This window comes from Wolbachia endosymbiont (group B) of Villa cingulata (assembly GCF_964028285.1).
GTDB lineage: Bacteria > Pseudomonadota > Alphaproteobacteria > Rickettsiales > Anaplasmataceae > Wolbachia.
The window spans coordinates 516,513-530,285 of the sequence record NZ_OZ034766.1 but is presented as its reverse complement, the minus strand read 5'-3'; the positions used below and the strand labels follow the sequence as shown (position 1 = coordinate 530,285).

The following is a 13,773-nucleotide window of genomic DNA, read 5'->3' as shown; positions in this document are numbered from 1 at the left end:
TACTTAATTGGGAACCTTTTTGACAAACTGAACTCATCTCCTTTCAAACAATTTTTCTATATCACTTAGTTTCATTTCTATATACGTTGGTCTTCTGTGATTGCATTGCCCAGCATAAGGTGTTTCCTCCATTTGTCTCATCAACTCATTCATCTCCTCCAACTTCATTTCCCTTCCAGCTCCATGGCACGCAATGGTAGCTAACACTTTTTCTTCTATAGGTAGAGCATCTCCTATCTCCATTAATCTATCAACTATATTCATCACCATCTCTTTCACATTTATTGTTCCCAAGATTGCAGGTATTTCTTTCACCCTTACTTTATCTTCTGATTCTATTTCAATACCAAAACCCATTTCAAAAAGCTTATCTTTATAAGTTTCAACCATCTCCATTCCAGCTTGGTTTTTAATTTCAACTGTTTCAGGAAGAAGAAGTTTTTGTCTTTTCATGCTTGATTTTTGCTTTAAGCACTCGTATATCAATCTCTCATGAGCTGCGTGCTGATCTACTATAATTAATTTGCCTTTAGCCTCAGCAATAATGTAAGTATTGTAGACCTGACAGCGTGCATATCCCAGGGGATGATCCTCTATTAAATCAATTTGCTCCCTTTCTAGAACCATCGTTCCCTTTTGGGGTGGAGATTCTCCATATTTAAACGTTTCTGGTAAGCTTTGCCTTCTTTCATCTGGTGCATTGAATTCTTTCATTAGACGATTTTCTAAAAGACTTGGTCTCTTTTCATAAAACTCTTTTTGATCTTTTTTCTCTTGACTATCAACCTGCTCTTGGCTTTTACTATCATTAAAAATTAGCTCCTCTTCAATACCTTGATCACCCGCTGCAAATCTCGTTGATAGTGTTTTTATTATCCCTCTTCTCACTATTTCATATATTAGCCTTTTATTCTGAAATCTTACTTCCGATTTATTTGGATGCACATTTACATCTACTTGGTCATATGGTACTTCTAAATGCAACACTGCAAAAGGATACCTATTGTTTGGAATAAAATCGTGATACGCATATCTAATTGCACCAACAAGTAGATTGTCTTTTATTGGCCTTCCATTAACAAACGTATAAATCTGAGTTGAGTTGCCACGATTGACATTAGGTTTACAGATGTGTCCCTTAAGTTTGATGCCTTCTTCTTCCTCTTTAACTTCCAGTGAATTGCTTTGAAATTCTTCTTCTATTTCACATAATCTGTTGAACAGCGAAGTTTGCTTAACATATTTTAAGAGCTTTTTATTACCAGAAGTGAGAGTAAACCCAATACTATAATTAATCATCGCTAAGTTATTCACAATATCAACAATACTTTGTGTTTCCGCCCTTTCGGTTTTTAGAAACTTTAGTCTATTTGGTGTAGCAAAAAATAAGTCACGAACTTCAATATATGTACCTTGCAACAAAGAACAAGGGGTAATCTCTCTTATTTTTTCTCCTCCCTCATATCTTATAGACCATGCTTCCTTTGCTCCACTTGCCTTGGATGATAATTTCATTCTGCTTACTGCTGCAATTGAAGGTAAAGCTTCTCCCCTAAACCCAAGGTGCTTGATTTCTATTAACTCACTATCGCTTAATTTTGAAGTGGCATGCCTCATAAGTGCTAGTTCCAGATCGTTCTTTTCTATTCCATTTCCATCATCTGTCACAGTTATAAGGTTACGTCCACCACTTTCTATTTTGATCTCTATCTCTGAACTTCCAGCATCTATTGCATTTTCTACTAATTCCTTTACTACACTCGCTGGCCTCTCTATTACCTCTCCCGCTGCTATACGATTTATAGTTTTTGTGTCTAAAAGAATTATTGCCATATTTTCAATTCTCAGTCTGATGAAGATATAGCTTTAATGTTAATAAAAATCAATCTCTATTAGGCATCTTCACTAATTTCAAAACAGAAATAATTGTAAAAGACCCAGGCTAAAATTTTATGGCAAGCTCTCCTGTAGTTTAATTTTAGTTGAATATTTCTTCACAATTGTGTATAATTATTAATGCTTTTTAGGTTAACTTATCATGGCTCTTTCCAAGTTTCTTGATGCTCGCAATGATATAGCTTTTCGCCGTATCTTTGGTACCGAAAAAAATAAAGATATTCTTATTCACTTTCTCAATGATATACTAGGTCTTACCGATGACAATAAGATTAAAGATGTCTCCTTTCTCAGTCCCATTCAAGACCCTGTCATCGCCTCTCAAAAGCAAAGCATTGTTGATGTTCTCTGTGTTGATTCTACAGGAATAAAAACAATAATTGAGATGCAAGTCGCTAAAACTACTGGCTTTGAAAAACGTGCCCAATATTATGCCGCTAAGGCCTATTCAAGTCAAGCTGATGTAGGTGACCAGTATCATGATCTTAAAGGCGTTATCTTTATTGCTATTGCTGATTTCATCTTATTTCCTAATAAGCTGGCTTATAAGTCTGATCACGTTACTTTTGATAAGATGACCTTTGAACATGATCTCAGAGACTTTAGTTTTACTTTTATAGAGTTACCTAAATTTAAAAAAAGAGAAGATCAATTAGAAAATATAGTAGAGAAATGGTGTTATTTTTTTAAACACGCCGGTGAAACAAGTGAAGAGGATCTAAAAAAAATAATAGGAAGTGATTTAATTATTGGCAGGGCTTATGATGAGCTGAACCAATATAATTGGAGTAAAGAAGAACGTCTTGCTTATGACCAAGCTAAGAAACGTACCGATGATTATTTATCTAGTCTTGAAGAGAAACTTCATGAAGGCATCCAAATCGGCCATCAAAAAGGCAGAAAAGAAAGAGAAATTGAAGTTGCAAAAAACTTGCTAAAAGCTGGTGTTTCTATTGATATTATAGCTCAAACTACTGGTCTTACAGTTGATGAGATCAAAAACTTAAGTTGATTTTGTCTTTCAAAAGATGAATATCTTTATATTACATGAAAACCCATTAATTTCAGCACAAATGTTATGTGATAAGCATATAGTAAAAATGCCATTAGAAACTGCTCAACTATTGAGTAATGTTTTTTCAACAGCATTAAAAATGCCAAATCCTTTTGTCAGTATTACAGATCAGAATATAGAAGTTCCGTATAAACTTACTCATATCCTTGTTCTTTATTGGCAAGGCAATCAAAAGGAAACTTCTGTTGGTTGATAGAGTACGGAAAAGAATTATGTAAAGAGTATACGTGGCGATACAAAAGAAAACATAAATCAGAAGAAGTAATAGATTGGTGTGGTGGTAATAAGGCTATTTTAGAACAAAAACTTGATGATGCTACTCAAAAAGGTAGACAAGAAGGCATACAAGTCGGTCATGAAAAAGGTAAAATTGAAGGTAAAATTGAAGTTGCAAAAAATTCACTTAAAGCCGGTGTTTCTATAGATGTTATAGCTCAAATTACCGGCCTTTCGGTAGATGAAATTCAAAAGTTAAGAAATTAAACTATCTTAGCCTTATCCTGAGTCAAATGGCTTTGAATAGAAGCATTACTTAAATAACTTTGAGGCTCTAAACTCATTTGCTGTTTTTTTGCACCACCAACTTCTAATGTACCATCTCCATTGTGTAATATCTGTTGTATTGATTGGTTTAGTACAACATCCAGCCCCTTATTAAATTGCGCTATAAACTTGTCAAACTTCTTCGAACTTAACTTACCTGCTCCTCTACCGAGGCATGCTTTCTCTATATGTGATTTTAAAATTCCTGGAATCTCATTAAATTTACTGCCCATGACCTTTCCAGTAACCTCTTTCTGTATTTCCACAAAATCAATATTTAATTGATGCATTGATATTTTGCTATCCTTTGCAGCCTGCCTTACTACTTTCTCAAATCCCTCTGTAACATTTAATGCATAGCTCTGTACTTCTAATAAAGAAATAGAGTTTTCTACTGAAGATATATACTTTTGACCCGTAACATTTCTAACCAGCACGTCAAGTAACATTATTGTACCATTTACATCTGTTGGTGCATCAACTTGTAAGATTGGACTTGGAGTGCTTGATGTTTCCTCAGATTTAGAACTTGATAACTCACCTATAGAGCTTTTTACCCAACCAAATAAACCATTCGTCCATGAAGATGGTCTTGTGCCACTACTTGCTGCTATCTCAGGTTGATTATTTGAACCTATAGGAAGAGGTTTATATGATAAGTGATAACTACTATTTTGATTTTTAGTCTGGTTCTGTATAGTCGAAATAACCCTAGCGCTAGAATTGGTATTATTATTGTGAACATAAAAAAGTACCGGTTCCTGACGATTAGCTGCGCTTCCATCAAAAAGTAAACCCTTAACCCAACGTGCTAAATCACTAACCCAAGAAGATAACATGCTTGCGTCACTCTTCACTTGACTACCATTGCCCTTATTACAATCTGCTTCACTGTTTTCAATACCACTAACTCTGTGTAAACGTAAGTAATCCAGTATTTCATAGTAAGACTTTCTTACAGCTTCATCATAAATTCGAGGAAGGACTTCACGAGCAATATACTCTTCAAGAGTATAACCTTGATCACTTGGGATACGGGTATAGGCACCATGTTCTACCAAATATTTAATTACATCTAAATTTGCTCCCGCTCCTCCTCCCCAAATAGGGGTTTTGTTATCCATGCCCCTAGCATTAACGTTAGCCCCATGCTCTACTAAACATTTAACTATAGGTAAGCTACTCTGTGTAGAGGCAGCAGCACAATGCAGAGGTGTAGTATTAGATATGTCTTTAGCATTAACTTTAGCACGTTTCTCTACAAGATACACAATTATATCTAAGTGCCCAGAAATGGCTGCATAATTTAAAGGGATACCACCATACCACGGACTATTATCTCTAGCATTAACATCGGCCCCATTTTCCACTAGAGGCTTAACTATATCTAAATTACCACCTTGAGTAGCTAAGTGAAGAGGGGCCATGCCATTTTCACCCCTAATATTCAAGTTAATCATTTTTTCTGCTGCAAGGAATTTAACTGCATCTAAGTTTCCACCTTGAACAGCTAAGTGCAGGCAAGTCCAGCCAGAATTATCTTGAATATTTAAATCAGCTCCTAACGCTGCAAGGTATTTTATCACATAGAAGAGATTGCCTATAACAGCTAAGTGTAAAGGTGTCCTGCCATCATTGGCTCTAATATCTAACTTAACCCCCTTCTCTGCAAGGTACTTGATTGCACTTAAGTAATTGTCTTTAGCAGCCCAATGCAAGGGAGTGAACCCATCATTATCTCTAATATTCAAGTCAGCCTTTTCTTCTGCTACAAAAGACTTAACTGCACCTAAGTTTTTACCTTTTACAGCTAAATGCAGAGGAGTCCAGCCAGAATTATCTTGAATATTTAAATTAGCTCCTAACGCTGCAAGGCAGTTAATTGCATCTGAACTATTGTATTGGGCAGCCAAGTGCAAAGGAGCTCTGCCATCATTGTTTCTAATATCCAAATCAGTTCCCTTCTCCGCAGCAAGACGCTCAATTGCTTTTGTATTATTGTATTGGGCAGCCCAGTGCAAAGGAGTTAAGTCATAATTGTCCCTAGCATTCAAATCAGCCTTATTATTTAATAAACAACTTATTATATCTACATAACCTGTTTTAGCAGCTAAATGGAGAGGGAATTCTCCATTCTTGTCAGCTACATTAACAAGATCATCTTCATATTCTACCAATATGTTAACAGTTTCATTTTTACCGTTTAAAATCGCTACATGAACAGGAATGTAACCATTGTTATCATATAATCTAGTATCTGCACCCCTTTTTAATAAAGTCAATAATGTTGAATTGCTAGCACCAGCAAAAGAAGCTAAATGTAAAGGTGTTGAACCATTAACAGTCTTTGCTTCCATCTTTGCATGACCCTCATCAATTAAAGTAGAAATGATTTTATCCTTATCATGCATAGCAGCAATATGCAGAGCTGTTAAATTACCTTTGATTGTTTCTTCTGTTAATGCTCCCTTTTGTAGTAAAGATGATGTAACATTATTTTGTCCAGTTATTGCTGCAATGTGTAAAGGTATAGTACCACCTTTTCCTTTTGAATTTACGTCAATACCCTGAGCTTTTAACAACTCCAAGGCAACATCTTCTTTTTTAAGAAAAGTAGCAAAATGAAGTGGTGTTAAATTGTCGGCTGATTTTGCATTTACATTAGTTTCATTATACTCAATTAAAACTTTAGCTACTTCTAGGTTTCCTATTGATGCTGCAAAATGGAGAGCTGTCAAATTACCTTTAGCTTCAGCATTTACATCAGCTCTATTACTTTCTAGTAGAATTTTAGTTGCATCACCATGGTTCTTAATTGCTGCTAGGTGCAAAGGTGTTAAACCTTCTTTAGAATTTGCGTTAACGTCAGTATTATTGCTATTTAATAAAACACGAATAGTAGGAGAAGAATCACTAAACGTAGCACTATGTAAAGGAGTAAAATCATCTTTGTCTTTTGCATTTATATCAGCTTTATTGCTTAGCATTAAAGTTTCAACAACTGGAAAATAACCTTGGTAGGCAGCAATATGTAAAGGGGTGAGGTTACTTTTATTAGTCTTTATATTGGGATCTGCCCCATGATCTATCAAAGATTTTACAAAATCTACGTATCCAGCTTCAGCAGCTATATAGATCGGTGTATAACCATCTGCATCTTGCACATTGATGTTAGTCCCGTTTAAACTTAAAAGGTCTAGCGTAATATTAAAGTTATTACTTTGAGCAGCAGCATGAATTGCTTTTCTTCCATAATCAAAAGTTTCATTTATATCAGCACCATTGCACAGTAAAACTTTGATCTCACCCCTAGCGCTATCTTCATCTGAACTTAGTGCAGCATCATAGACATCCCTACTGATATCTCTGAAACTTATTTCGTCTTTACCTTTTATTACTCCAACCAATTCTGGCGACTCGCCATTATTAAATTTCCTAAAAATGAGTCTTTCCCTACCTTCTTTTCCTGCTCCAGGTATTATAAGAAATGGATTTGCTTTTTTGTGTATTGCAACTGGATCAGACCACTCACCTATTTGTGAGTAAGTACTATTTTCTCTATATTGTATTGCATAACTTACTTTTATACCCTCTTTCCATTGTCCAATAGGTGTTGTTACGTTTGATTTGCTAAAGTCTGGTACTCCCGTTCTTTTTTTCGGTTGGTTTTCTGTTATAGGTAACTCCATATTTTGAAGCTTGTCCTTAATTTGCTCGAGAGATGTAATCCTTTCTGGCAGAAGTTTAAATACATCTTCTCTTGCATTCCTAACGAAGACAAAGTCTGGATCTTGTTGTACCCTGACCAGTATATCAATTACCTTATCGATTATACCATCCTGGCCAAAAAGCAGCCCTTTAAAATTCTTAAACCTTAATTGAAGAAGACTACAATTTTTATTATATCTATCTATTTCACCTTTATTATAGTAGTAATCAGCAAGGTAAGAATATTGCTCAAGTACAAAAAACGCTGCTGAAACACAAATTTGCGTTCCATAATACAATACATGAAATGCCGCAAACCCCGTGCTATCTTCTGCATTTTGTGGAAAGGCATGATAATGTATAATATTCTTTAAATTACCACGTAATTTACCATCTAATGTAATATCTTTATTTAACGTATCTAAAATATTATCATTCCTTTCAAGTTCATCAACACGTTCCTTTGAATGAAGCCCTTCTATAAATTTTACACTCTCTGTGAAATCATCTATAAATGTGATGATATCTGATACTTTATCAATCGTCCCTAATTCCCTTATACTATCAAGAACACGTTGAAACCCTTGACGCATCTCAAGCCTTGTTCCTTCTATAGCTAGTAAAGTCCTACTAACCATATAATAGACCTCTTTCATTTCTGCAAAATTTCTGTCTACTTTATTTCCAACCTCTTCAATAGCAGCATAATTTTTACCTAAAGCATCAAAAACCTTCTGAAAGTCCTTGGATTCTTCACTTGGCAATACACCAAATTTTTGAAGTATATCTACAACCCCGCCGGCTATCCCAACAATAGCATCTATCCCTTCAAGAACAGGAACAATACCTTCAAGATATTTTACTGTGTCTAAGTGATTATTTTTAGCAGCAAGATATATAGGTGTTTGTCCATATTTATTTTTTACATAAAGATCAGCATTTCTTTTACCTACAAGGTAAGTTACTATACTCAAATTGCCAACTTTAGCAGCTAAGTGTAAAGGGGTATTGCCATCACTACCTTTAGTGTTAATGCTGGCTCCTCTTTCTATAAGCTCCTTAACCCTATCAAGGTTACCTTCTTTTACAGCATCAAATAACTCGCTGTTTGGGCTCTCAATAGAAGCCTCTGTTATAGTTGTTGAAGTTTCTGTGGTAAGCTCAGATATTTGCATAAACCCTCTAATGATACTAGCCTTTCTTTACACTATAAAGCTGTTACTAAATTGTGTAAACTTCAGTACCTATAGCATAAATATTTTTGGTATACAACAACCTTTTTTAGATTATAAGTTTTGGCTTTATCGAAAAAAAATGGTGAGAAAGTTAGGCTGTAGTAATGAAAAAGTCAGTAGTGGAAAACTCCATACGCGAGTAAAGTTAAAATAAGCCCAACCATGCTAACAAAAAAGATTCATTTTCGCTATAAATTCATCCTGATCTTTCTTTGCTATTCTCAAATGGATTACTGTTAATTTAGTATTAAGTATTATTAAGAACCTAAACAATATGACCATTTCCAGCACCAAAAACCAAGGGCGGTGAGAAGAGTTCGTTTTGGAATCCGCCGGTCTACCATGTGTACCATACGAACTTTTCTACATAATAATTCTACTATATCTTAAAACTAGCTATATTAGCCTACTTTTACCACATTTACATACGAACCAAATTGCCTAACTTTGCTGTAACAATTTCACGTTTTTATTTACACAACGCCGCTTTTGTTTAAATTATTCTCACAAATATACGATCTTTTTTTGTGTTTTTTATAAAAAGTAAACGATCAAATTTTTTGTAACGCTACGGAGTGTGGTGTTTTCTACAATCTTTTATTAGTTTGTTAACATAATTGATAATCATTAAAATATTTGCTAATATAATAACTAATGAAGTATAAGGAGATATAGAAATGAATTTCAATAAGCATGTTAATGACAACGAATTATTGTTGGAGAATCAAAGAGTAGATATCAAGAAATTGCTAAGCTTTTTGCAAGAGAAAAAAAATATTACACAACTTTCTCTCAGCTGTTGTGGTATTGGTAAAGAAGGAGCAGAGGCTTTAGCTAAGAGCGAGAACCTTAAAAATCTTACTACGCTTAATTTAGAATGGAACAAGATCGGTAAAGAAGGAGCAGAGGCTTTAGCTAAGAGCGAGAACCTTAAAAGTCTTACTACGCTTAATTTAGAAGATAATGAGCTTGGTAAAGAAGGAGCAGAGGCTTTAGCTAAGAGTGAGAACCTTAAAAATCTTACTACGCTTAATTTAAAATGGAACAAGATCGGTAACAAAGGAGCAGAGGCTTTAGCTAAGAGCGAGAACCTTAAAAATCTTACTACGCTTAATTTAGAATGTAACTTTATTGATCTTCAAGGTGCAAAAGCATTATTAAAAAGTGATAACTTTCCAAATCTTAAATTGATTAGTTTTCATTTATGGGACCAATTTTATATTGGAAGTAAGATAGATCTTTTACAAGAGATAGAAAATGCTCAATCACGTAGTAAAGCAATGATAACAGGTAGTGTTTGTGGTGTTATAACTGCACTGACAGTGGGTATTGGATGCGGTGTTATCGGTGTTGAATTATCAATATTGGCTATAGTTGGTATAGCTGTAGCAGCTGCGTTAGTAATAGGAGTTATTGCTGGTGGCACTACATATTCAGTGCTTAAGTTAGATGAACCTCCCTTAGGAATAGCTAACCAACAACAAGTACCTGGAAAGAGCTAGCTTGATAACAAAAGCCCTACAGTCAAGCGGAGGTAGGGCCACCTTTTACCTTCCTTTTGTATTTTTTTGTTGGGAAAACCCTATTAAGTTAATAACTTAAGATAATTTCTAAAAAAGTCATTCCTATGCTTATGATTTTTGGAGTATGATGAACTTTTCTTCTGCAGCATCACATGTCAGCTGAAAAGCGGTCATTGGAAGCTGTAATAGTTTAGACTTAATCTGACAAGCGAATAGAGTAAGATAAAAATATAAACAAATTTTAAAGGAGTGTCAGATATGAGTACAACACAAGAAAAAATATTAAAACCAAAGTTAGGATTGCTAGAACTTGCAAAACAATTAGGGAATGTATCGCAGGCATGTAAAGTGATGGGATATTCGAGAGATACATTTTACCGATTCAAAGAACTATATGAAACAGGAGGAGAAGAGGGATTACATGAGATAAGTAAAAGTAAGCCATTATATGCAAATAGAGTATCAGAGAATATAGAAAAAGCAGTAGTTGAAATAGCAATAGAATTTCCAGCATATGGACAAGAAAGAGCAGCAAATGAACTGAAAAAGAGAGGAATTCTAATATCTGCTAGCGGGATAAGATCAATATGGCAAAGAAACGATCTTGAAAATTTTAAAAAGAGATTGAAAGCGCTGGAAGCGAAGGTAGTACAAGATGGTATAATTTTGACAGAGGAGCAAGTTACTGCTTTAGAAAAAGCTAAGGAACAAAAAGAGGCACATGGCGAAATTGAGACACAACACCCTGGATACTTAGGTAGTCAAGATACCTATTATGTAGGCAATATCAAATGTATTGGACGAATTTATCAACAAACTTTTATTGATACCTACTCTAGAGTGGCCTTCGCTAAGCTTTATACGGAGAAAACTGCCATAACAGCTGCAGATCTTCTCAATGATAGAGTTATACCATTTTTTGATGAACAGAAAGTTCCATTGCTACGCATTTTAACCGATAGAGGTACGGAGTATTGTGGCAAACCAGGGAATCATGCGTACCAGCTATATTTGGGAATAGAAAATATTGATCACTCTAGAACCAAAGCTTATTCTCCACAGACTAATGGTATATGTGAAAGGCTTCATAGAACTATGCAAGACGAATGTTACAATATTATCTTTAGGAAAAAGATTTATAGTACTTTGGAAGAGCTTCAGTTAGATGTTGATCATTAGTTGCATTCTTACAATAGAGCTAGACCTCATTCTGGTAAGTATTGCTACGGTAAGACTCCTATGCAGACCTTTTTTGACAGTATGCATATTGCTTACCAAAAAAATATTGATAACATTAAAGCAGATTCTGATATCGGTTTTGACTTCGTCGATTCTTCTGTCAGATAATTCATGCTTGTCAGATTAAGTCTAAACTATTACACTCCAACCCTTTCAACTATATCTTCCTGCTTTGCACTAAAAGTAATAAATTTACCGAGACAACTAACTTGTGGAACATCTTCAATCTCCACTGTATCAGGAACTTCTTCACTTGTTACTTCTATGTTTTTTATTTTCTCTCTATTTGTTAAAAATCTAGACTTATGATAATCATGATTCAGAATTACTTCTAAAATAACAAAAGCATCTTTGTTGTTATGCTTTATACTTGTAAATAATAATCTGTTACTATCACTTAATTTAGCTCGAGAATATTCAATATTCCCATCACCTTTTATTAATTTTATATTCCCTTGGCTTGTACTGTTGTTCTCCTTTAAATCTTTAATTATTTCGTTGAACTTTTTTCTCAAAGAATTTTTATCATCACCTAAATCATGGTCATTAAACTTCTTATAAAACAATACAATACTCATAATTTCTCTTAATTACTTAACTATATCAAGAGTATAATAATATTGTTAATATATCAATATTTCTATTATTATATTAACTTTTATTATTTATTAGCACGTAATTCTTATCTCATCATTAAATAAGTAATACTGCAAAGTTGTGGAATAAAAGTTAATGGATTTACTTTTTAGGCAGAGCTCTAATATTATAGATCTTTAATAGTATAATCTTCCCATTTGTCCACTCTGGGCCATGTACGATTAGTAGAAGGAAATAAATTTATACTCATTCAGTATTAAACAACCTCAGTAATTTGGTCACTTCCAGCACCCAAAACCAGTTAGTGTGAAAACATTTTTTTTAGAATCAATTGGTGTACCATATAAACTTTTCAATATAGTGATTTTTCTATACCATGAAATCAGTTATATTGGTTTACTTTCACTAAATTTACATATGAACCAATTTGCCTAACTTTGTTGCAATGATTTTAAGCTTCCATTTCCACAACCATATTTTTATAGGCTTGTTTTCACAAAGGTAGGTACTTTTTTTGCATTTTTGGAAAAATGAACATTCAAGATTTTTATGATTCTAATTTACAGTATGTTTCTGAAACTAAAGTGAATATTAATAATCCTATATAAAATATAAAAAAATACATAATTCTTGATTTTCTCACAGATATAGTTAACAATTAAGCTATATTATTCTAATAAAAAAGTTATAACTTTATGGTGGAAAAAGATATTAGCTGTAGAAAGTGATCCTAGACTTTTAATTGATATAGATAAACAAGCTAACTTAAAGAAAATGTTAGTTCTTTCTTTAAGGGAAGCTATAAATAAACCAGATGTTTCAATTGTTACAAACCTATACGAACATTTTACACAAAAACCTACTAGAAATAGGCGCGAGTACCCTGATTCACAATTCTTAATTATTCGGGAAATATATAAAAATGCCTTTACACTTGTAAGCAATGATATTGCCAAGCTCAATGAAAAAAATCTTAATCAGATCATTAGTAGAAAAGTAGGGCAGATCGAAACAATTTTGGCTATAGTCTCATTAATTGATAATAAACGACTGATAAAAAAAATGTTGAACTTAGTTGAAAAGAATATAAAAAACAATCCGGAAGGGCAGCAAGTTCTTTTAAAGAGTTTAGTTAATATACTAACATACTCGATAAAAAATGAGTGTTTTCAGACTATTGAGTATATATGTCACAGACGATTCTCTCAAACTTTTTGTCCTGTTATTCGAGGAACATATATAAAAGCATTTGCAGATAGCAAAGTAGTAGAAGAGCTAGAAAATAAAATAGAAAAACAAGAAAAATCTGCTAAATATGAGTGGTAGATGGAGTTGAAAAAATATCTTGATTTCAATCAAAAGCTAAATGCTTTACAAGAATTAAAAGAAATAGTAAATAAGTTTATTGAAGCTTCTGATTATCATAATAAGCTGTTCCAAGATGAAAATTATCCAGCTCTTTCTTATTATAATACAGAAATAGACTTGGAAAGGTTAGAGCAAATAACACGTAAGTTTATTAACGATTCTGGTCACATATCAGAAAAGGAGGTATTAAAGCAAAAAAAGCTTCAAATACCTTTACTAGGGGAAAAGCAATTGGTAGAAAATTTGAGAAAATTAGAAAAAAGAATATCTACTTTCATTCAATCTGTTTATGAAAAAACTGCACATGATGAGCAATATCCAGGCTTTGTTCAGTTCCCTAAAAAGAAAGACTTTATGATACTAGCACAAATAATACATGAGTTGTTTCTTGAGAAAGATGATTTCGAATTTGTAGATAAGGAAGAATTACCTAGTCCATATTTAGAAAAAGTTAAAGAGAAATCATATATTAGAGGGGTGCTTAGCTATTTAACTGGCTTTGTTGCATAAATGTTTATAAAGAGCAGGGAGTGTTCAATTTATAAACATTTGTATTAAATAAGAGTCTGATATTAGTTTTCAATTCTTC

Annotated in this window: 7 protein-coding genes and 3 pseudogenes; 7 read left to right on the top strand and 3 right to left on the bottom strand. The window is 33.5% G+C overall.

Going from position 1 to position 13,773, the window contains the following annotated elements:
- Nucleotides 1-33 precede the first annotated feature (33 nt).
- Nucleotides 34-1,833, bottom strand: coding sequence for a DNA mismatch repair endonuclease MutL (gene mutL / locus ABWU52_RS02710; RefSeq protein ID WP_353277383.1), 1,800 nt, complete (start codon nt 1,831-1,833; stop codon nt 34-36).
- Between the two features lie 205 nt (nt 1,834-2,038).
- Here mutL and ABWU52_RS02705 point away from each other — a divergent pair, with 205 nt between their 5' ends.
- The 3 genes and pseudogenes from ABWU52_RS02705 to ABWU52_RS02695 all read left to right on the top strand — a co-directional run.
- A complete protein-coding gene (locus tag ABWU52_RS02705) occupies nt 2,039-2,908 on the top strand; it encodes an Rpn family recombination-promoting nuclease/putative transposase (protein ID WP_353277469.1) in 870 nt (289 codons plus the stop codon).
- 16 nt (nt 2,909-2,924) lie between these two features.
- Nucleotides 2,925-3,268: pseudogene (locus ABWU52_RS02700) on the top strand (pyrimidine dimer DNA glycosylase/endonuclease V); the annotation flags it as partial.
- Nucleotides 3,260-3,454, top strand: a pseudogene (locus ABWU52_RS02695) (transposase); the annotation flags it as partial. The pseudogenes ABWU52_RS02700 and ABWU52_RS02695, both read left to right, overlap by 9 nt.
- Here ABWU52_RS02695 and ABWU52_RS02690 read toward each other — a convergent pair.
- Nucleotides 3,451-8,397: an ankyrin repeat domain-containing protein gene (locus ABWU52_RS02690; protein ID WP_353277467.1), complete on the bottom strand. Its 4,947-nt coding sequence runs from the start codon at nt 8,395-8,397 to the stop codon at nt 3,451-3,453. The pseudogene ABWU52_RS02695 and the gene ABWU52_RS02690 sit on opposite strands and share 4 nt — an antisense overlap.
- A 737-nt stretch (nt 8,398-9,134) precedes the next feature.
- Here ABWU52_RS02690 and ABWU52_RS02685 point away from each other — a divergent pair.
- Together ABWU52_RS02685 and ABWU52_RS02680 are read left to right on the top strand one after the other, a co-directional pair.
- Nucleotides 9,135-9,959, top strand: a complete 825-nt coding sequence (locus ABWU52_RS02685) for a hypothetical protein (RefSeq protein ID WP_353277465.1) — start codon at nt 9,135-9,137, stop codon at nt 9,957-9,959.
- A 279-nt stretch (nt 9,960-10,238) separates the two neighbouring features.
- Nucleotides 10,239-11,327: pseudogene (locus ABWU52_RS02680) on the top strand (IS481 family transposase).
- A gap of 29 nt (nt 11,328-11,356) precedes the next feature.
- Here ABWU52_RS02680 and ABWU52_RS02675 read toward each other — a convergent pair.
- The gene (locus ABWU52_RS02675; protein WP_353277463.1) at nt 11,357-11,797 is read right to left on the bottom strand and encodes a hypothetical protein; all 441 of its coding nucleotides are present in this window, start codon (nt 11,795-11,797) and stop codon (nt 11,357-11,359) included.
- 793 nt (nt 11,798-12,590) lie between these two features.
- Here ABWU52_RS02675 and ABWU52_RS02670 point away from each other — a divergent pair.
- Both ABWU52_RS02670 and ABWU52_RS02665 read left to right on the top strand, forming a co-directional pair.
- Nucleotides 12,591-13,142: a hypothetical protein gene (locus ABWU52_RS02670; protein WP_353277461.1), complete on the top strand. Its 552-nt coding sequence runs from the start codon at nt 12,591-12,593 to the stop codon at nt 13,140-13,142.
- On the top strand, nt 13,143-13,694 hold the full coding sequence (locus ABWU52_RS02665) for a hypothetical protein (RefSeq protein WP_353277459.1): 552 nt from the start codon (nt 13,143-13,145) through the stop codon (nt 13,692-13,694). It begins immediately after the preceding gene.
- The last annotated feature ends 79 nt before the right edge of the window (nt 13,695-13,773 follow it).